This is a genomic window from Aidingimonas lacisalsi, assembly GCF_008079445.1.
GTDB lineage: Bacteria > Pseudomonadota > Gammaproteobacteria > Pseudomonadales > Halomonadaceae > Aidingimonas > Aidingimonas lacisalsi.
Genome location: NZ_VRYH01000002.1, coordinates 274,707 through 294,105 on the forward strand (window position 1 = coordinate 274,707; position 19,399 = coordinate 294,105).

Genomic DNA, 19,399 nt, shown 5'->3' on the forward strand with positions numbered 1-19,399 from the left:
TGCTGTCGCTTTATCAACAACCTGGAGAAAGCGAACCATGTCCCGAATGATCTTCGTGAACCTGCCGGTAACTGACCTCGACGTGTCGATGACTTTCTACAAGGCCCTCGGCTTCGTGAACAACCCACAATTTACTGACGATACGGCCGCGTGCATGGTATGGAGCGAGGCGATCAACGTCATGCTGCTCACACATGCTAAGTGGAGTACCTTCACCGATCGTCCGATTCCACCCGCTACCTCTAGCGAAGTGATGCTTGCCTTGTCGTGCGATAGTCGTGAAGCTGTCGACGCCATGAACGAGGCGGCTACTGACAATGGCGGCACAGCAGACGCCAACCCCGTCCAGGATCTTGGATTTATGTATAACCGAAACTTGGCGGACCCCGATGGCCATATCTGGGAGCCCATGTGGATGGACCCAACAGCAATTCCTACAGACGATCAGGCAAATTAAGCACGCGTAAGTTGCATAAGACCAGCGCATAACAAAGCATTGCAGCGGACGAGCCGCTGAATGCGGCGGTTAGGCACTGAAAAGACAGACTGCGGTCGAGCGTTAAAATAGCGAGTTTATTGATGAAGAATGCAAAGTTTTGGTTCAGCCTATTGGTACTGACATCATTGACTGTAGCGTCTTTAGATCTCCACGCGCGGACACCCACATCTGACAAAAAAAACACCACGGTTGACGACTACGCTATTGCCGATGGCTGCGAATACCTCGCTGATCAGGCACAGGGCGCAACATTTGTTTTGTACTTGCCATATCAGAATAAGCGCCTCGTCTGCAATTCAACAACTGCAAAACGCCGCGTCCTTCCTGCGTCTACTTTTAAGGTCGCCCATGCACTTATTGCGCTGGAAACCGGAGCAATCAAAGATGAATTTAAAAAAGAAGAATCGGATGGTAGGCAACGCACAGTGCCCTCGTGGAATCAACCGACTAGCTTAGCCACAGGTATGGCGAATTCCACAGTTTGGTTCTATCAGCGCGTAGCCGAGAGAATTGGCGTTCAGAGGGAGCGGGAGTGGTTGCGGAGGTTGAACTACGGGAACACCGACATGGGGCCAAGTACCGAACTTACTACTTTCTGGCTTACTGGCTCGCTACGCATATCGGCATTAGAACAGATTGGTTTTCTGGATCAATTACGGCGCCGTAAACTTCAAGCTTCAATCCAGGGCCAACAACGGGTAGCTGATATGATGGTCGTGGGTCATAGTGCTGAGGACACTGGTTCAGGCAGCACTCTCCATGCCAAAAGCGGAGCGGTATTGCCCATTGGGAAAAACGGTGATTTAGCAAAAGGTAAAACGGCGGAGCTTTTGCTTGAGGGGGTGGAAGAAGTGGGTTGGTATGTTGGCTGGGTTGAACAGTCCGAGGAAGATGGCGGCGACGCCGTTTTCGCACTTCATCTTCCCATGCATACGAAGGATGCATTAGCGAAGAGGAAAGTCCTCTCTTTTGACCTGCTCGGCCTCAATGGCGTCAAACTGGACTCCATTAATTGAGTGTCTACACGTAGTAAGGTATCGGTGCCTAACAATTGCATGGAATGGGGCGTTTATTTCGTTATGCGCCTTGCGCTCCACCCCGAATCCGCATCACCTACCTGGCTTCGCTCAATATCCACTGGCGAAGCGTCTGCACACTGGGCTCTCCGCTGTTGCTTTCCGGATAGACCAGATGATAGGCGTATTCCTCCGCTACGCTGATATCGATATCGAACAGTCTCACCAGCCGTCCCTCGGCCAGGTCGTTTTCAACCATCGCTAATTCAACCAGGCCGATGGCATTTCCGTCAGTTACTGCTTGCACTACATGACTTGAATCCGTGAAGGCCACGCATCGGCTATCGTCGAAGTCGTCGATACCCGCTGCTGCCATCCACATCGACCAGTTCGGCCAGACCATGCCTCCGGTTTGGCAGTCAACATAGCAGAGGGTGTGGTGAAAGAGGTCTTGCGGCACTTTGGGTGCGAGGCCGGTTTCAATCAGTTTTGGGCTGCAGACCGGGATCACGACGGTATCGAACAGGCAATCTGAGTGCGCGCCTGCGTATTGGCCGTTGCCGAAGCGGATGGCAACGTCCACGTCGTCCACATCGAAGTCCCGCACCTGATCAGTGATATCGAATGTCAGTTCCAGATCCGGATTTGCTTCCCGGAAACGGGATAGGCGAGGCAAAAGCCAGTGGGTGGCAAATCTTGCACCCAAGGAGATGCGCAGGTGCGCGGACCCCCGGGCGATTCTTCGAGCACGGCTAGCTGCACGGTGCAGGTTGTCCAGGGCGTCGGTCGCAGCTTCGAACAAGACGGCGCCAGCAGACGTGAGCTGAATCCTGCGACTGGTGCGCGTGAAGAGCGTGGCGTCAAGCTGATCCTCGATTTCCTTGATCTGAAAACTGACCGCCGCCGGCGTTAAACCCAGTTCTTCAGCCGCACGGGTGAAGTTCAAGTGTCGCCCGGCTGCCTCGAACGTTCTGAGTGCCCGGGTGCCGGGGAGCATTCGCTGCATAAATCTTCAAGTTCTGCTTAATGATCCGTCAAGAAATACTCGTTTCTCAGCGCAAGGTCAATGGGAGGATAGTGATTGTCACTGGTTTATCGTTCGAAGGAGTTTAACGATGCTGAAGTCCAAACTTACCCATCCACTCGCGATTGCGATGTGGGACTTCTCCTGGCTGGAACGTCGCTGGCCCGGTGCAGGTTATGAGGATTGGGATAAGGCTCTGGATGAGCTAATAGAACGGGGCTATGATGCCGTTCGCATCGATGCCTATCCCCATCTCATTGATTCAGATCCTGAACGCGAATGGGAGCTCTTGCCTGTCTGGAACCAGCACGACTGGGGTAGCCCTGCTACGACCAGAGTCAGGGTACAGCCGGCCTTGAACGAGTTCATTGGCAAGTGCGCGGAACGGAACGTGAAGGTCGCACTGTCGACGTGGTTCCGGCAAGACACGGATGATATCAGGATGCGAATCAACTCGCCGGTGGATCTGGGGCGTATCTGGACGAGAACCCTGGACTCCATTGCCGGGGCGGGCCTGATGGACAGTGTCTTATGGGTTGACCTTTGTAACGAGTGGCCGGAACCCTCATGGGCGCCATTTCTTGGGCCTGATTCCGGGAATGGCAATAATGGTGACAGCGGGCCATCGCGAACCTCGCCCGAGATACGGCGCTGGATGGCGGAGTCTATCGCCTTGGCACGGCAAGCCTATCCCGATCTCGACTACTGCTTCTCCTACGCAGCGGAATACCGGAACTGGCCGGAACAAGACGTCTCCTTCATGGATCTGCTGGAGCCGCACATCTGGATGGCGCAGCCGGAGCTGAGCGACTTTGACGAAAGAATCGGGTTTGATCTTGGCAAGGCGAGCTTCGATCCAACAATGTACGAGATACTGGCTCGGAATGCCGAGGCCACGTACAGAACGGATCCCGCTCATTGGAAAAGCCGCCTGAAAGAGGGTATCGACCTTCTGGCCGAGTGGTCCCGTCATGTCGACAAACCGCTGATAACCACGGAAGGCTGGGCGTTGATCCCCTACAAAGATTGGCCCTTGTTGGACTGGGACTGGGTTAAGGAGTTGTGTGCATTCGGCGTGCAGGAGGCGTCGGAAACCGGCCGCTGGATTGCACTTTCTACCAGCCACTTCTGCGGCCCACAGTTCGTGGGCATGTGGCGAGACGTCGAGTGGCACAGGCGCTTGACCGACCTCATTCACGAGGGGGATATCAAGTAGAAACAGACCGGGATAGATCTATTGTGAGGTCCATTAAGCAGCCGAAAATAGTTCTGTCCCGGTTTCTATGCCTTGCGCGACCAACGATGTGCCTTAGAACAAGGAAGAACCTATATGGAAACATCCTTTGACGAGAACCGATGTACTCCTGGAATCGAGTTTCCATAACCTAGCGAGCCATCAACCGGATACCTGTCTCAAAGGTCTTAGAGGATTAATTCGTGAGATATGAATGTACTAATTACTCTATTAACGACCGACTTTATGAGATATTGTCTCTCCATGGCCAAAGGGTTAGATATCGGAATAAAAAGACTTACATTGGGTTTTTTAATGAGTAGTAGACTTTTAAAATGTGGAGGTTATCTATGAATAGCGACAACGCTGGGAATTTCGGTGGGGGAATGATCATCGGGTAATTGTTCTACGTAAAGGTACAATCAGTAATGCCTTAAATTCTATAGGCAATCTACCGGTATTATATAGGGAATAATGGCAAACGGCTATGCGTCGACGGTTTACACCGGCTGCAGGCGGCTGGCTAGCACCCACTTGGTGGGCTTGTTGTCGCCGGTCGGAAACGCGACGCGCTGTATGCTGCGACTTGGCTCAACTATCCTCTGTCTTCCTGGATGCGTATGTGCTAGGCAGGCCCTACAGGGATGAGATCTCTCGCTACGTTCCGTTGATCCAGCGCATGGCAGAGGCCAAGAAAAAGTACTAACCTTTCTTAACACAAGAGATAAAAACACACAGAACGTACGCAAGGGACTGCCATACCCATGGTCACTTCCGACTCCCGTATTACGACGGTTCTCCACGAAAATGTGCGGAAAGACCGTCTTATCCTTGCCGATGCCAGTCCTGTACGAGGTACGTCAGTTGTCGCTATTGCTCGGCGATATGGCGAGGAACCATGAGCAATCCTATGTGGCGAAAGCCGACAGTCGGCAAAGGCAGCGCGCACCTCGAACCGTGTTATGCAGCCGGCACAATTCAAAGGGGGTTGCACGGCTTTAGCCTTAGAGGAAAGCGAAAAGTGCAGGGCCAATGCAGCTATACTATCTGGTTTATAATTTTGAGAAGCTGGCGAATTAGGGAAGGTTGTTAACCTAGTGTTTAGCAGGCTGCGATTGGCTACGCCGAAAGAGCTGAAAAGAGCCAGAGTTGATCATCAATGACTGGTGGCGCCCAATGCCCAATATTGGATCGGTCGACAGGTTGGTTAGGGAGGCTCTGAAAATTGGTTTTTCTACAGCCTCAACGAGTGTTGCTTTTCCGCTGGTGACCTTACTCGGCTGAACTGAACACTTTGAGATGCGGTTAGTTTCTTGAAAACGGCTATTGAGACACGGCCCGGCGATGACGGTTTTTGCCCGTTGTCGCCTTACATCGAGCCCTCTGGCCCGTCGGTGCCAGCCAGTGGGAAGGCTTGGGAGGCCTGAATCAACGCAGCATCGGAATCGGACTGCAAAATGCCGCTCGCCCGGGCCGGAAGAGCGGGCAATCGTGCGCGTGGATCGGAAACCCCTATCCGGACGGTCACTTATACGTCAACGAGTAAACCGTTGAGCATTGGCTCGATGACGCTCATGGCTTCGTCCAACGCCTCATCAGAGTTTGCTGCATTCGCCACGAACAAGCAGGACTCGTTGAGCGCACCAACGATGATCGCGGCTAGCGTTGCCAAGGGAAGGTGCTTGATGATGCCCCGCTGCATGGCGCGCCGGAAGTCGGCGCGCAGCAACGTGACGCCATACTCGCTTTCGACACGCTGGCGATCCTCCCAGGAAAGGACCCAGCAGGCATCGACCAGCACGATCTGGCGTATCGACGCGTCACTGTGGAGCTCGATGTACCGCCGGCAGCGAGACTTCAGCTCGGCCCAGGTCTCCGCGTTCGTTTGCTCGGTGAAGCGCTCCAGGTGCAGCGCATGGCTTTCGTCCGGGGCGAATGGCTGATGCTCGGCGTGGGTTATGAACGCGCCGCGACGATGAGTGCATTGCGAGTCGCCCGCCCTTGTTCGGCCTTTTTCGAAAGCGGTGTCATCGATCGCTCCCTGGACATACATACTATTGGTATGCGAATCAGGCAAATGGGAGGTAACCATGCCGAAGTACGTTATTGAACGCGAGATCCCCGGGGCGGGCGAAATGAGTGCGGAACAACTCCGCGAGGCATCGCGTGCATCCAGTGCCGTGCGCGACGAACTCGGCCCGAAGGAGCTGCAGTGGGTCAACAGCTACATTTGCGATGACAAGGTCTACTGCGTCTACATTGCGGTCAACGAAGACATCATCCATGAGCATGCCCGCTGCCTGGATATCCCTGCGAACCGGATCTCCCGGGTCAAGGCCGTAACTGACCCTTCCACGGGAGAGTAGAGGCGAACAATAATGGAGCTGCGGTGGCCGGACCCGCCGCAGCTCCACGCTGCGCACACCATAAACCACAGCCCACCTATTCACAGCGGAGTGTTATGACGCCGTCGCAGTGATCGAATCATCGTTAAGGCGACTCATTCACTGTTGAACTAAACCGCTTCGCGGTAGCTGTCGTCGAGTCACGTCTTTTGCCTGATCGCACCACACTGATCATTGACCCGCATGGGTCAATGATCAGGAGTGACGACGATGACTGCTTTGCGACAAACGATGATCGAGGCCATGCGTCAGCGTGGTTTCGCGCAACGTACCCATAATACCTGCCTGATGGTGATCACCGACCTGGCGCGTTATTTCCACCGCCCGCCAGACACGTTGAGCACCGCCTGATGCTCGAACTGTGCTACGGCTGTGGACTGCGCGTGATCGAGGTCTGCCACCTGCGGGTCAGCGACATTGACAGCCAGCGCGGCCAGTCGCCCGGAAAGCGGCCGGTTAGAGGCGCTGCAGCCGTTCGTACCCCTCCCGGGTAAGCAGCACCAGGTGCCGCGACGAGGGGTAGACCCTGCCCTCGGCCTGGAGTGTGGCGATCCACTCACTGTGCTCCGGGGAGGGCAGGTAGAAGAAATCCCTCCCCTCCTGGAGGGCATCGCCAGAGTGCTTGAACAGCCGGAAGGTGGTGCCCTTGGTGAAACCGTTCATTTCATCAACCTGCCGAAAGCTCAGGGTGGGGGTGCCGTTGTAATCGATCGGTTCCATTGAGTTAGGCTTCCTCGGCCATATCCTCAAGAGCCTTGAGCACGTTCAGGAACTGCTCCCCATACCGCTCCAGTTTCGCCTGCCCGATGCCCGGTACCGTGGCCATGTCATCCAGCGTCCTCGGTCGGGCGTGCAGCATTTCCTTGAGGGTGGCGTCGTGGAAGATGATGTAGGGCGGCACCCCTTCGGCGTCCGCAAGCTCCTTGCGGAACTGGCGCAGCCGTTCCCACTGCGGGCCGTCCGGTACATCCGGCGGGGCCTTGCGGCCCGAGCCGGTGGCTTTGCGTTTGCTCGATGAGGGCAGGATGTCCTCGCGCAGCTCCAGTGCCGCCTCGCCGCGCAATAGTTCACGACAGCGCGGGGCGAGCTGCAGGCCGCCGTGGCCCTCGGGGTCGCTCTGCAGGTGGCCATGGGCCAGGAGCTGGCGGAGGATCGAATGCCAGGCCTGCTTGGAGAGGTCCGTGCCGATGCCGAAGGTACTGAGCTGGTCGTGGCCCAGGCGGCTGAGGCGGTCGTTGGTCTTGCCCATGAGTACGTCCGTCACATGGGCCGCCCCGAAGCGCTGGCCCGTGCGGTAGACGCAGGAGAGCGCCTTGCGGGCCGGGTCGGTGGCATCCCAGGTTTTCGGGGGCTGCAGGCAGTTGTCGCAGTTCCCGCAGTTGCCCTCGTGGGGCTCGCCGAAGTACTGCAGAAGCACCTGCCGGCGGCAGCCGGTGGCCTCGCAGAAGCTCAGAAGGGCCTCCAGCCGTTCGCGCTCCGCCTTCTGCTGGAGCTCGCCGGCGCTGGACTCCGCCAGCATCTGGCGCACCTGGTAGACGTCCTGCAGGCCATAGACCATCCAGGCCTCGGCCGGCTCCCCATCACGCCCGGCACGGCCGGTTTCCTGGTAGTACGCCTCGATGCTCTTGGGTAGGTCCAGGTGGGCCACGAAGCGTACGTCCGGCTTGTCGATGCCCATGCCGAAGGCCACGGTCGCGACCACCACCAGCCCGTCCTCGTGCAGGAACCGCTCCTGGTGGTGCTGGCGGGTCTCGTTGTCCAGCCCCGCATGATAGGCCACGGCCGGCACGCCCTGGCTGCTCAGGTACTCCGCGGTGGACTCGGTGCGCTTGCGGCTCATGCAGTAGACAATGCCTGAATGCCCCGCATGACGATCCTGGATGAAGGCCAGAAGCTGCTGGCGGGCATTGCCCTTGAGGCCGACACGGTAATGGATGTTGGGCCGGTCGAAGCTAGCCACGTAGGTCTCGCCACCGTCCGGCAGCAGCTGGCGGCCGATCTCCTCGCGCGTGCGCTGGTCCGCCGTGGCGGTGAGGGCGATGCGTGGCACCTGCGGGAAGCGCTGGCGCAGCACATCCAGCTTCATGTACTCCGGCCGGAAGTCATGCCCCCATTGGGAAACACAGTGCGCCTCGTCGATGGCGAACAGGCCGATCTTCGCTCGCTCCAGCAGCCCCAGCATGCTCTCGGTGAGCAGCCGCTCCGGCGCCACGTACAGCAGGTCCAGCTCGCCCTCCAGCGCGGACTGCTCAATATCCCGCTGCATCACCGGATCCAGGCTGGAATTCAGGCAGGCCGCCCGCACCCCGTTGTGCTGCAACGCCTCCACCTGGTCCCGCATCAACGCAATCAACGGCGACACCACCACCGCCAGCCCCGGCCGCAGCAGCGCCGGAATCTGGTAACACAGCGACTTGCCGCCGCCGGTGGGCATCAGCACCAGCGCATTACGCCCCTCCACCAGCGACCGGATGATCTCCAGCTGGCGACCCCGGAACTGCTCGTAACCAAAGACATCCCGCAGGGTACGGTGCGCGGCCTGCTCGAAATCCCTTTCCGGGGCGGCGCTGTGATCGGGCATGAAGAGGCGACTCCATTCAGTGGGACTGGACGGGGAAAGGGTACTTGGTTCGGGGGTGTGGGGAAAGGTGGTTGGGATGACGGCAGGGGCGTGAGCGGGGTCGCAGAATGAGGCTGATAAGCGGTAATTTGCAGAGCACGCCGGTCCGGGCTCTGCTAGGGTGATGAGTGATATTGAGAATTCAGAATCTAGGATATTACAGGATGGCTCGGGGTTGCTTTCATAATAAGTTGAAAGTACTGGGAATTAGCGTTCTGGGGTATTGGCGCTATATCGAATTCAGAGATATTGATCCGACCCGCTGATTCTGGACACCGCGTTAAGCGAGTACAATCTGCTTATGAGGTGATCCACGATGAGCAAGCAAAAGCGATCACTATCAAAGGGTGTCCGTTCAACGTCTTCAGCGTTCTCAAGAGGTGGGATCACCACACCGACGTCCAACCTACCCTCGCGTAGCGCGGCAATCTGTGCGGCCGTGGTTGCCTCACGCAGCTCCAGCCGCACCCCCGGATGGCTGGCCCTGAAGTCGCGAATCACATCCGGTAAGCGACCATACAGTGCGCTCCCCACATAGCCCAGACGCACTACACCTGTGCGACCCGCGGCCACATCCACCGTGGCGGTGATGGCCTGTTCCGCACGGCGAAGAACGTCACGCGCCTCATCCAGAAACTGCTCTCCCGCAGGGCTCAAGCCGAGTACACGGTTGCCACGCTCGATCAGGGTGATGCCGAGATCGTCCTCCAGCTTGCGGATGGCGCTGGTAAGAGGCGGCTGGGACATATTCAGTCGTTCGGCCGCGCGATGGAAATGTAATTCCTCCGCTACGGCAATGAATTGCTCCCTCACATCTCCGGCTATTCATCACGCTTACAATATCATTATTATATTATAGAGCACTAAAAACGGTATTTTTTATATCAATGGTCCGACTCTACGCTGTTTCCTCGACCATTTCTGGCAAACGGAGGCAATGGCATGGTGGATTTCAACGGCCGGGTCGTACTCATCACCGGGGCCGGTCGCGGGCTCGGTTTCTCGTATGCCCGATGCATTGGGCAGCTTGGGGCAACGGTTCTGATCCAGGATATCGGTGCCGATTCCGATGGTGACGGAGCCGATCCACAGGTAGCGGGGCTCGCGGCAGAGAAACTTCGATTGGAAGGACTGGATGTGCGCGCGATTTCCGGGGAGATCGGTTCACGTGAGGGGTGCCATGCACTCTGCGGGGACGCCCTGAGGATCGGGGGGCGACTGGATGCCTTGATTCACAATGCGGGCTGGGTGGCCCACCAGAGCATCGAGTCGATAGACGAAGATTCCTTTGACCGCATGATGGCGATCGCCGCCAAGGCGCCTCTCTGGCTCACACAGGCGGCCTGGCCGGCGATGAAATCATCGGGCCATGGTCGTATCGTCATGACGACCTCCTGCCGAGCGCTGTATCCCCAGTATGTTCAGCATGGCCTTGCCTCCTACGCGGCGGCCAAGATGGCCGTGGTGGGGCTGGTGAACGTCCTGGCATCTGAAGGCGCGAAGGACGGCATTATCGTCAATGCGGTTTCTCCCGTCGCCAAGACGCGCATGTGGGGGATCGAGGGGGAACCCGATGAGCTGCGTCCCGCCGAGGTGGCGCCGGGGGTGGCGTATCTCGCATCCGCGGAATGCACCGAAGGCGGTTGGATACTGCGCGCCGCGAATGGGCAGTTCCATGCCACCCGGGCCGTGGAGGCCGAGGGTGTGGACTATCCCCGAAATCTGTGCGCGATTCAGGCCGCAACGGCTCAAGAGGTCGCGGCGAGCTGGCCGCTGATCGCTGTTTCTGATGTGGAGCCGCGTTCATGAACGGCGTATCAGTGGCCTTTGTAGGCAAGGCGGTTCTGCTGGTCCTGTCCTGATGGCGATTTCCACCAATAATGTCGGCCGGGACAAGGCATGGCTCAACGACTGGGTATGAAGAGGGTGTCCGTGGAATCGCGACTCGTTTAATCTACCCCTGTCTGACTCTTCACGCGCAGGAATACACTTGTGGAACTAACAACCTGGTTAACATACGTCGGCGTGATTGTCGCCCTGATCGCCTTTCCGGGCCCTGTTGCCCTCCTGTGTGCCAGCCACGGACTGAGACACGGCCACCAGCGCGCCCTGTCGACCGTTCTTGGCGGCGCCCTGGCTGCTCTGATCATGATGACGGCATCGGCCCTAGGCCTGGGGGCGATCCTGGCCGCATCGGAAACCGCCTTCCTGATACTGAAGTACGTTGGTGGGCTATACCTGATCTATCTGGGCATCCAGAGCTGGCGAGCACCGGTAGACGTGCCCCAATGGGAGGTGAACGAGGCAATGCCGACAGGAACGCAATCGTCCTCGCAACTGTTTCGAACCGGTTTCGCTGTCGGTATTAGTAACCCTAAAGATCTGCTCTTTTTCGCGGCGTTGTTTCCCGGTTTCATTGCCGTCGACCAACCACAGGGTTTGCAGTTTGCTATTCTGGCGATTACCTGGCTGGTTATCGACACTACCCTGATGTCCATGTACAGCCGGGTTGGGTCAAAAGTCGGGCGATTGTTTCAACAGCCACACCACGTACGCTGGTTTAATCGAGTGACAGGCAGCCTGTTCATCACGGCAGGCGGGGCGCTGTTGAAAGCGCAGCGCTGAATGGTCCCGGTTTGTGGCTTCTATTAAAATTCGTCACCGAAGCATCCATGTCGTTCGGTGAGATCGTTGTAACTTGTTTATCGCAGTGCGATTGTCTTCGACCTATGGTACTGCTTCGTCTCGAAGACGAGGGGAAATGGTTGCGAGATACGGCCCGAGGCGCTGTCAGGTCTTCCAGTTCACCGGTGCACGAGGATCGGGCTCGTAGGCGAAATAGGTGCCGGTACGTATCGTCCGCTCCAGGTGCTCGCCGAGCCTCGAATGATGCCGGGCAATTCGCTCGAGGGCGTAGCGCAGCGAACGGGTGGCGCTGGTGCGCGCGCGTTCCACGCCGTTACCGACGCTCCGGGCGCGACCGTTCAAGCCGACGCCGCGGCGAAGTTCATCGACAAGAAACTGGCGATCGGCACGCGCGAGCTCCGCCCGGTGAAAGTCGTTGTTCGCCTCGGCCTCGGCGATGTCCTCTTCCGTCTCGGCAAGTCGCTGCCGGTAAGCCTCGCGGGCCTTCGAGTCGAACACATCCAATCCGCATTGCATATCGTTCCGGGGAGTCTCTGAAGAAGAGCCGACGGGGAGCGCCCCACGCTCCACCGCCACCAGATCGAGGACGTGGAATTCCCGGCCGGGCTCCGCCAGCAGGCGCTCCAGGTAGCGCATGCCCTTGAGATCTTTCAAACGGAAAGTGGTGCCGCCGAAGGTTACCGTTCGGGTATCCCCGTCACGGTAAAAGGCGCAATGCTCGGGGCCGGTATCCGGCCGCGAGGGTGTCTCTAGGACCTGCTGGCGAGCCAGTTCCACCCAGGGGGCGGCGTTGAGATCCTCAAGCGCGCGACAGGCGGCGTCGAGCTCCAGCTCGGCCGCCTTGTCGTCGCCTGCCGCACGGTACGCGGGAGCGAGCACGAGGCGCAGCGTTGCCGCCTCGAACGGCATTCGCAGCGACACCCATTCCATGACGGCCTCGCTCAGCAGCCGGATCGCTTCGCTTTCCCTCCCGTCGTGCAGCGCCAGGCGTCCTTTCGAGGCGAGAGCGGAGTTCTGCAAGGTGCGGCTTCGGTACATCTGGGCGATTTCCGCGAGGTCGGCCGCGGCGGTACGCGCTCCGTCGTCGTCTCCGGCCGCCAGTGAGATCACCACCTGGGCTTCGCGTAGGGGAGCCCGTTGCAGGCCTCCTGTTGGCGGACGCTCCTTCGACGGGACATCAAACGGGTGCTCGAGCGCACTCTTTATCATTGCCAAGGCTTCATCGACTCGACCTTGGGCCAGCCGCAACAAGGCCAGTCCCGGCTGAGGGAGCCAGGCATTCTGGTGCGCCGCGAGAAACGCCTCTTCAGCCCCCGCGAAATCGCCTTTGCGCAGCCGGGCATTGCCGAGTTCGGTCAGCGGCCAACCGTATTCCCGTCGCATCCATGGGCGCAGCTCTTCGCAGGCCCGCAACGCCTCCTGCTCGGCGGCGTCGCAAGGCCCGCGCAGTCGCATGATCTCCGCCTGGTGTACCCGGCAGCGGCCGTGGAGGCCCCCGAACGCTGCCCCTTGGCGCCAGCGTTCCATGGCTTCGGTCCACTCTTCGGCGCGGTCGTGCTGACCGATCCACTGCATCGCGCAGATGAGCTCGCACCACATTTGCCCCGTGGTGAGCGGATCGAGGTTGCCGGCGCTCAGTTCCACGGCAACATCGTCCAGCGCGCTCAGCCCTTCATCGAGGTCGCCGTCATGGATGCGGACCCTGGCCAGAGCCACCTGACCAATGATCGATGGCGGAACCAATCCGTGCTTTTTCCCGCCCTCCATGGCCTGTCTGGCCCATTGCCCGGTCCCCGGCATATCGCCACACATCAGGCGTTCGTAGGTCTGCACGGCGGCAAGCCACGCCCAGACCGGGCTATTGGGTGCGTCTGCCACCAGGCGTTCCGCTCGCGATAGCCAGGCGCGCACGGTGGCCATCAGGCCCGTATCCATCATCAGATACATGCCCACCATGACCGCCGCGAACGCCGCCTCGTGGGCGCGATCGTCTTCCAGATGCAGGTGGTAGAGCTCGCCATAGGCGGCCAGCGTTCCTTCCAGATCGCCGGCTCCGTACGCTGCCTGGGCGCGCAGCTCCAACAAGTCGGGTGAGGGGGGCGCGGACGGCAGCCCGGCGAGCAGTTCCTGCGCTCGGGCGAAGTCGCCAGCGTCGAGGGCAGTGCGAATCGGCAACAGTTCCGCTTCCGTCATCGCTCACTCCCCTTTGTTGCGGTTGTAACAAGGATTGTTACGCCCCTTGAGTAGGTGCCCAGTGTACCTACCCGAAAACAAATCCAAGAGAGGAGCATTTTGACATGAGTGAAACGCTTTATGACAGACTCGGCGGCCAACCAGGCATCGACACGCTCGTCAACCGCATCGTCGACCTGCACCTCCAGAATGAAGTCGCCGGTCCAAGGTACCAAGCTCTCGACCAGGAGGCCGTGGACCATGCCCGCGAAAAGGTGAAGGAGTTCCTGGCGGCCGGCTCTGGCGGCCCCGTGGAGTACACCGGCCGGTCGATGATCGAGACGCACACTGGCATGAACGTCAGCGCGGCCGAATACCTGGCCGTGGTCGACGATATCATGCAGGCCATGAAGGAGATGGAATATCCGGGCCCGGTCTGCAACGAAGTGTTGGGGATTGCCTATTCGCTCAAGGGGGAAATCGTTCACCTCTAGATCGAGGGCGGGTAGCTTGCCCGCCCCTCAGGAAACTAATATGTGCAGGGAAGCCAGCACCGGTGTCGTCCGAGCTCTGACTCGCCCTTCGTTGTCCAGTTCACGAATAAACGAGTCATAGGCGTAGTCTTCAAAACCACTATCCTCGCCTTCCTTGAGCAGTTTGCGAAGTGTGATCAGGCGGGTTTCGGACTCTTCAAGCAGGCGCAATCCTGCACGAACGACCTCGCTGGTTGAGCTGTACCGGCCATTTTGGAGCTGTTCTGCAATGAACGCATCAAAATGTTGGCCTAGCGTGATACTGGTGTTCTTTTGCATGGTGCCACCTGATTAATACCAATAATTGGTATATTTTGGTCCAGTGGCAATGCAATCCGCATGTATTTACTCACCGATCCCCAACCCGCTCACCCTGACGACTCGTGTTGCATTGCATCCTGAAGAATCCCGCGGTCACCCTCCACAGATGTTTGTATGTGACCACTCATGAGGATGATTAGGTTCATAACATCAGCAAAGCTGAGGCGTATAGCAAGAGCAGGGCCAACGAAACCAGGGTGCCACTGGCAATCATCGACGCCGAATGGCCGGTACCACGATAGTATGTCTCCAGCACCACGATATTCGCTGCTGGCGGCAGCAGGGGGAGGATAAACAGCACAGGGGCATTCTCTATCACCACCTCTATCCTTAAGATATTAGCGATCAGTACGAACAAGCAAACGATGATCGCTCCAGAGACAAGCCGCATGAATGCCAATGGTATCGATGTCTTGATACTGGCTGTCGTGATGCGTGAACTGTAGAGCCAGATGCCCAAGATACACATGCCGACGATTGACATTAAGTGTTTGGCCAAATCATAACCCATCTTTAATTCGGGAGATCCTGCCAGGTCTAGTGGCAAAATCCGCAAAACTACACCAGCAACCACTGCCAATACCGGGGGAGAGGTCAGGGTCTTGTTCATCATGGCTCGCCAGTTACCGTGTTCCTGCATGGCCGCGACACAGGCAATGTTGCCGAAGATCGAGCTGCCGATATAAGCTGCAATGATGATTCGACTAGCCATGTCTCCGAAGATGGCAACTGCCAAAGGTAAACCCAACCACCCAATGTTGAGATAGCTGAAAGATAATGCAGTCAATTTGTTCCGCGAAAATGTATAACTAATAGAAAATAGCAGGATGCAAAATACGAAGTTGAATGCGGCAAAAATAACCATCCCTTCCCGGTATGTTATAAGGTTGTAGGCAATAACGTAAGGGATAAGAAATTTCATAAGGAGGCTGGAGAGTCCACTCCTAATTTCGGGAAGGAGCTTTCCAATAACAAGCCCGATAAGCATATAGATAAATGGAAAGAAGATCGACATTACACGCATGCCTCCTTATGAGATTCCAGTCGTAAATGAATGGAAAATAAATACGTCGGTTTGGGGAGAATATGGCATTAAAATAAGCAGTCTTAGGTGAGAAATACCCCTTAAATATAGATAATTTCTACCTTTATATGTCTCATATATTTCCGTAAAGGATGACAATATTATGCATTTTTCATTCCCCTGAAGGCTAAAGTAAAAACGTATAACTTGACTGGCAGGATGACACCAAGATGAATTATATCACCTTTCTTTATAAGACATTTCCTGTATTTCATGTAAGAGATTTGCCATGACCAATTGACCGACTCTAAGTGCCGTTATCAGTACCTCGCCCGGTTACCATACCTCGCGGTCGCAACGACAGCCGACTGTAAGCGCTATCACAAGGTGCAAGGGTCCATGCACTTCTCATCATTGAAAATCGACATATGCTTTGTTCGCTAGCTCAGTAGCTGTCATCGTCTGATGAGGCGAGTTCCAAACGACATTTCGGAGGTGTTCCCTGGCGGATGCGAAGTCATTGTGCACGGTCCCGGTACCCTTAAAGAATGCTATCCGATGCCTAGAACAAAGACGAACTGATCGTCTGACACGAATGTTACTGCTCATCCACGATCGTGTGGGTGTTTGAACAAACCCGACGACATTCCGTTACCCTGCCTCTTGCAGAATTGTCAACAGCAGTGGAGGAGGTCCGCACACCCATTTGAGGCAACCGGCAGTAGCAGGGCGGTGTGAATAAATTCCGAGCCCCGGGATTTGTGCACGGTCATGGCGTGGACGGTTTCCACCGCTTGCAGGCGGCTGGGCAGTACCCATTTGATGGGCTTACCCTGGTCGCCGCTGGGGAAGGCGACGCGCAGTACGCTTCGGCTCGGCTCAATTTTCCGCAAACCTGCCGGATGACATGGAGTTGATATCTCTCGCTACGTTCCGTTGATCCAGCGCATGGCATCGGCCAGGAGAAAGTACTAACCTTTCTTAACATACGACATGACAATACACAGAACGTACGCAAGGGATTGCCATGCCCACGGTCACTTCAGCCTCTCGTATTGCAATGCACCTGCACGGTGCCACGACGGTTCTCCGTGAAAAGAACGCCTTATCCTCGACGATACCTGTCCGTCAAGAGGGGCATCAGCTGTCGCTCTTCGATGTTTTAGCGATAGGGCGGGGGCTATAAGCAAGCTTGTATGGCGAACGCCGCAAGCAGCCGGCACGATGATCGGTGTTATCTGGCCTAGCTATACTTAATATTTATATGTTTCAGTGAGTTAGAGGAAAGATAGCGTGCAGAATAACATTGTTGAACGCGCCAGCGCGTACAAGTTGATAAACAAGCTGGCTAGTTAATACCTATTAAATCTATAAGGAGTAGATATGGGATACAAAGCCTTATTGACGCTAGATATAGAAAATGGTGTTAGTTCAGAAAAACGAGAAAAGTTTTATGAGTATTTGAAAAAAGAGAAATGGACTAAGCTTTCTGGCCTAACTACGTCCTGGAAATTCTCTTTTAATGACGACGTAACACGAGAAAGCGCTATTAGAATAGTTAAGAGCGATGTCGCTGGTGCTGCCAGGCATGCAGGAGTGCCCTCGTACAATGCCGCTGTTCAGGTAGGAAAGGGTGATATCGAGAAGTTTTAGGTTTAACAAGTCAATGCAGCCGACCGCTGACGCGTCGGCTTATTGAGGCGGTTAGGCGTCATGCGCACACTGTGGGCACCCATGGACAGAGAGAATTATGAAGAAAAAGAACGAGCCTCCGAAGGTTAAGTACACGAAAAGATGGTTCTGCTATCTCGACCTATTGGGTTTTCGACGACTGGTTGAAACGAATAGCATCCAACGAATATTACCGATCTACGAGAAGGCGCTTAAGCATCTGGAAGACTCAGCCTTAGAGTATAATCACCGTGGGCTATATTCGTCATGGTTTTCAGATACATTTCTACTTTATTCCGCTTCTGATAGTGCGAAACACTTCGCTCTTCTAGAGCACTTGAGTCGCACATTCTTCCAGAACCTTATTCTCAATGAGATACCTGTGCGTGGCGCCATATCGTGTGGCGATTTATATTCCCAGCAGGAACGGAATATTTTTATTGGCCCTGCATTGATTGATGCGTACACCTATGGAGAAGGTCAAGATTGGATTGGACTGCTGCTTACACCATCTACATTGCAAAGTATGAGAGAGATTGGTTTTCATCCAGAAGAAAGAGCGATGTACCGAAAGGTTGAGGACCCCAAAGTTCTTAAGTCCGACGTAGAGGGGCCCGTTTACGCATACGCCTTTAACAACGGCAGCGTAAATGGTCAGAATCCGTACAAACGCGCACTGAACAAGATGAAATCTGATTCTAGCAGTACTCAGTCAAAGAAATACGACAAGACATTATCATTTTTATCGCGGGGAGCTTTGTCCTAGCTATTTCGGAGGGATGCCGCCTAACCAATACATCAAGTACGCGCCTTCGGCGCCGGACGCGGCTGCACCGCGCCGCTTATGAATAGGCGTTAGTGAGTTATCGATGGAGTAAACAATGTCGGAAGACGAAACGGATACAAAAACGGCGTCGGAAAGTCCGAAACGCGGCCCGAAAAAGGGGGCGCAGCGGATTCCCACAAGCAAGCTTCCCCGCCGAACCCTCGAAGAGTGTGTCTCGGTACCAAAAGCGATCCACGAAGTTTACGCCGGAGGCCCCGCCAGTTGGGACGAGCTCGCAGGGGGAATGGGCGCCGGAGCGAAGTCCGACAATACGAAGTACTTGATATGGGGAGCCCTAGCGTATGAACTGATTCTCCAAGATGGAGAGAAATATAACCTGTCTGAAACGGGACGGAAAATACTTGCCCCGAACTATGCTGGGGAAAGCGAGGAAGGCAAGCTTAAAGCTATAACGATTCCCACAATTTTAAGCCGATTCTATACTGACTATGACGGGCAAATCATTCCCGAAGATGAGTTCCTTGCCAACGTTTTGGAAAGTCGTTACGAGATTCCGCGCAATCGCGTCGACGAGGCCAAGCGGATAATTATCGAGAATGCGGCGTTCGCCGAAATCCTGCTTGAACATGCCAACGGTAAGAAGACCATTAGGCTTGAGAAGGTCCCGACAACAGCGGCGCAAGAGACCGACGGCGAGACGCGGGACGAGCCAGAGCCGGACGAGGCGCCGGCAGAAGTAGAGGCCGGCGCCGCGCCAGGTGCTTCAAGCGACTCAGTATGCTTCTATATCACACCGATAGGTGACGAAGGGTCTGAAATCCGGAAGCATTCCGACATGATGCTTCGCCATCTAATTGAGCCCGCCTTTACGGAGTTCGGAATAACCGTGGTTCGGGCGGACAAGATAGGAAAATCTGGACTTATATCTCAGCAGGTATTTGAGAATGTCGTGTCTAGCAAGTTCTGCGTGGCAGATATGTCATTCGGAAATCCGAACGCGTTTTATGAGTTAGGTGTTCGTCACATGACGAAATTGCCGACAATACAGATAATTCGGAAGGGCGATAAAATCCCGTTCGATGTTGCACAAGGCCGCACGATCATAATCGATCTGTCAGATATCTACACGATCATGGACAAAATCGCGTCGGCTCGAAACGAATTGATCGAGCATATTAGAAACTATCTCGATCCACAGGAGCGCGGAACGGCTGAAGACAATCCGGTCTCAATTTACCTCCCGGGCCTGCAGGTGCGCATCCCGACCGCTGGCAAGCGTGACGCTAACAATTAGGTCGAGGCGACGCCGGTACACGTGGCTGCCAGTAATCGGACGCTTCAGGCGGCGCGCCGCACCAAACCGTTATGCCGCAGAAGGACCAGAGTGTCGTGACCGTCTGCTATACTGCCAAGAGTAGTAGCCGCCTGAAAATCTCAATGCCAGGTG

General features: G+C 56.1%; 20 protein-coding genes. 12 read left to right on the forward strand and 8 right to left on the reverse strand.

Annotation, left to right across the window (positions count from 1 at the left end):
• Positions 1-37 precede the first annotated feature (37 nt).
• Together FVV99_RS04530 and FVV99_RS04535 are read left to right on the forward strand one after the other, a co-directional pair.
• A complete protein-coding gene (locus tag FVV99_RS04530) occupies positions 38-457 on the forward strand; it encodes a VOC family protein (protein WP_148252849.1) in 420 nt (139 codons plus the stop codon).
• Positions 458-579: 122 nt separating this feature from the next.
• Positions 580-1,515: a class D beta-lactamase gene (locus FVV99_RS04535; RefSeq protein WP_148252850.1), complete on the forward strand. Its 936-nt coding sequence runs from the start codon at positions 580-582 to the stop codon at positions 1,513-1,515.
• Positions 1,516-1,612: 97 nt separating this feature from the next.
• Here the strand turns inward: FVV99_RS04535 and gcvA are convergent, their stop codons facing one another.
• Positions 1,613-2,521 carry a transcriptional regulator GcvA gene (gene gcvA, locus FVV99_RS04540; RefSeq protein WP_148252851.1) on the reverse strand — a complete coding sequence of 303 codons (909 nt, stop codon included), beginning with the start codon at positions 2,519-2,521 and terminating at the stop codon, positions 1,613-1,615.
• Positions 2,522-2,630: 109 nt separating this feature from the next.
• Here gcvA and FVV99_RS04545 point away from each other — a divergent pair, with 109 nt between their 5' ends.
• On the forward strand, positions 2,631-3,755 hold the full coding sequence (locus FVV99_RS04545; protein ID WP_148252852.1) for a cellulase-like family protein: 1,125 nt from the start codon (positions 2,631-2,633) through the stop codon (positions 3,753-3,755).
• Between the two features lie 1,546 nt (positions 3,756-5,301).
• Here the strand turns inward: FVV99_RS04545 and FVV99_RS04550 are convergent.
• Positions 5,302-5,865: a hypothetical protein gene (locus tag FVV99_RS04550; protein ID WP_148252853.1), complete on the reverse strand. Its 564-nt coding sequence runs from the start codon at positions 5,863-5,865 to the stop codon at positions 5,302-5,304.
• Between FVV99_RS04550 and FVV99_RS04555 the strand changes: the two genes are divergently transcribed.
• From FVV99_RS04555 to FVV99_RS19035, 3 genes are all read left to right on the forward strand, one after another.
• Positions 5,864-6,139 (forward strand): DUF4242 domain-containing protein, encoded by a 276-nt coding sequence (locus FVV99_RS04555; RefSeq protein ID WP_148252854.1) that lies wholly within the window; start codon positions 5,864-5,866, stop codon positions 6,137-6,139. The two genes, FVV99_RS04550 and FVV99_RS04555, sit on opposite strands and share 2 nt — an antisense overlap.
• A gap of 249 nt (positions 6,140-6,388) precedes the next feature.
• Positions 6,389-6,529 carry a hypothetical protein gene (locus FVV99_RS18515; RefSeq protein WP_161598960.1) on the forward strand — a complete coding sequence of 47 codons (141 nt, stop codon included), beginning with the start codon at positions 6,389-6,391 and terminating at the stop codon, positions 6,527-6,529.
• A complete protein-coding gene (locus tag FVV99_RS19035; RefSeq protein ID WP_148252855.1) occupies positions 6,529-6,672 on the forward strand; it encodes a tyrosine-type recombinase/integrase in 144 nt (47 codons plus the stop codon). Before FVV99_RS18515 ends, FVV99_RS19035 begins: the two co-directional genes overlap by 1 nt.
• Here FVV99_RS19035 and FVV99_RS04565 read toward each other — a convergent pair.
• The 3 genes from FVV99_RS04565 to FVV99_RS04575 all read right to left on the reverse strand — a co-directional run bounded on the left by FVV99_RS04565 (position 6,635) and on the right by FVV99_RS04575 (position 9,611).
• Positions 6,635-6,898, reverse strand: a complete 264-nt coding sequence (locus tag FVV99_RS04565) for an ORF6N domain-containing protein (protein WP_148252856.1) — start codon at positions 6,896-6,898, stop codon at positions 6,635-6,637. The genes FVV99_RS19035 and FVV99_RS04565 overlap by 38 nt on opposite strands.
• A gap of 4 nt (positions 6,899-6,902) precedes the next feature.
• Positions 6,903-8,759: a DNA helicase RecQ gene (recQ, locus tag FVV99_RS04570; RefSeq protein ID WP_148252857.1), complete on the reverse strand. Its 1,857-nt coding sequence runs from the start codon at positions 8,757-8,759 to the stop codon at positions 6,903-6,905.
• Positions 8,760-9,038: 279 nt separating this feature from the next.
• Entirely contained in the window at positions 9,039-9,611 is a 573-nt protein-coding gene (locus tag FVV99_RS04575) for a LysR family transcriptional regulator (RefSeq protein ID WP_269090054.1), read from the reverse strand.
• Between the two features lie 129 nt (positions 9,612-9,740).
• On the opposite strand from FVV99_RS04575, the gene FVV99_RS04580 reads away from it, so the two are divergent.
• Positions 9,741-10,607 (forward strand): SDR family NAD(P)-dependent oxidoreductase, encoded by an 867-nt coding sequence (locus tag FVV99_RS04580; RefSeq protein WP_148252858.1) that lies wholly within the window; start codon positions 9,741-9,743, stop codon positions 10,605-10,607.
• Positions 10,608-10,790: 183 nt separating this feature from the next.
• A complete protein-coding gene (locus FVV99_RS04585) occupies positions 10,791-11,423 on the forward strand; it encodes a LysE family translocator (RefSeq protein ID WP_148252859.1) in 633 nt (210 codons plus the stop codon).
• 165 nt (positions 11,424-11,588) lie between these two features.
• Here FVV99_RS04585 and FVV99_RS04590 read toward each other — a convergent pair whose 3' ends face one another.
• Positions 11,589-13,637 (reverse strand): tetratricopeptide repeat protein, encoded by a 2,049-nt coding sequence (locus FVV99_RS04590; protein WP_148252860.1) that lies wholly within the window; start codon positions 13,635-13,637, stop codon positions 11,589-11,591.
• A gap of 104 nt (positions 13,638-13,741) precedes the next feature.
• On the opposite strand from FVV99_RS04590, the gene FVV99_RS04595 reads away from it, so the two are divergent.
• Complete coding sequence (locus tag FVV99_RS04595) at positions 13,742-14,110, forward strand: truncated hemoglobin (RefSeq protein ID WP_148252861.1); 369 nt, start codon at positions 13,742-13,744, stop codon at positions 14,108-14,110.
• Between the two features lie 27 nt (positions 14,111-14,137).
• Here the strand turns inward: FVV99_RS04595 and FVV99_RS04600 are convergent, their stop codons facing one another.
• A complete protein-coding gene (locus FVV99_RS04600) occupies positions 14,138-14,428 on the reverse strand; it encodes a type II toxin-antitoxin system ParD family antitoxin (RefSeq protein WP_148252862.1) in 291 nt (96 codons plus the stop codon).
• Between the two features lie 184 nt (positions 14,429-14,612).
• Positions 14,613-15,485, reverse strand: a complete 873-nt coding sequence (locus FVV99_RS04605) for an AEC family transporter (RefSeq protein ID WP_148252863.1) — start codon at positions 15,483-15,485, stop codon at positions 14,613-14,615.
• Between the two features lie 1,392 nt (positions 15,486-16,877).
• On the opposite strand from FVV99_RS04605, the gene FVV99_RS04615 reads away from it, so the two are divergent.
• The 3 genes from FVV99_RS04615 to FVV99_RS04625 all read left to right on the forward strand — a co-directional run bounded on the left by FVV99_RS04615 (position 16,878) and on the right by FVV99_RS04625 (position 19,246).
• The gene (locus FVV99_RS04615; protein ID WP_148252865.1) at positions 16,878-17,147 is read left to right on the forward strand and encodes a hypothetical protein; all 270 of its coding nucleotides are present in this window, start codon (positions 16,878-16,880) and stop codon (positions 17,145-17,147) included.
• Positions 17,148-17,244: 97 nt separating this feature from the next.
• Positions 17,245-17,931 carry a hypothetical protein gene (locus FVV99_RS04620; RefSeq protein WP_148252866.1) on the forward strand — a complete coding sequence of 229 codons (687 nt, stop codon included), beginning with the start codon at positions 17,245-17,247 and terminating at the stop codon, positions 17,929-17,931.
• Positions 17,932-18,046: 115 nt separating this feature from the next.
• Positions 18,047-19,246, forward strand: a complete 1,200-nt coding sequence (locus FVV99_RS04625; RefSeq protein WP_148252867.1) for a hypothetical protein — start codon at positions 18,047-18,049, stop codon at positions 19,244-19,246.
• The last annotated feature ends 153 nt before the right edge of the window (positions 19,247-19,399 follow it).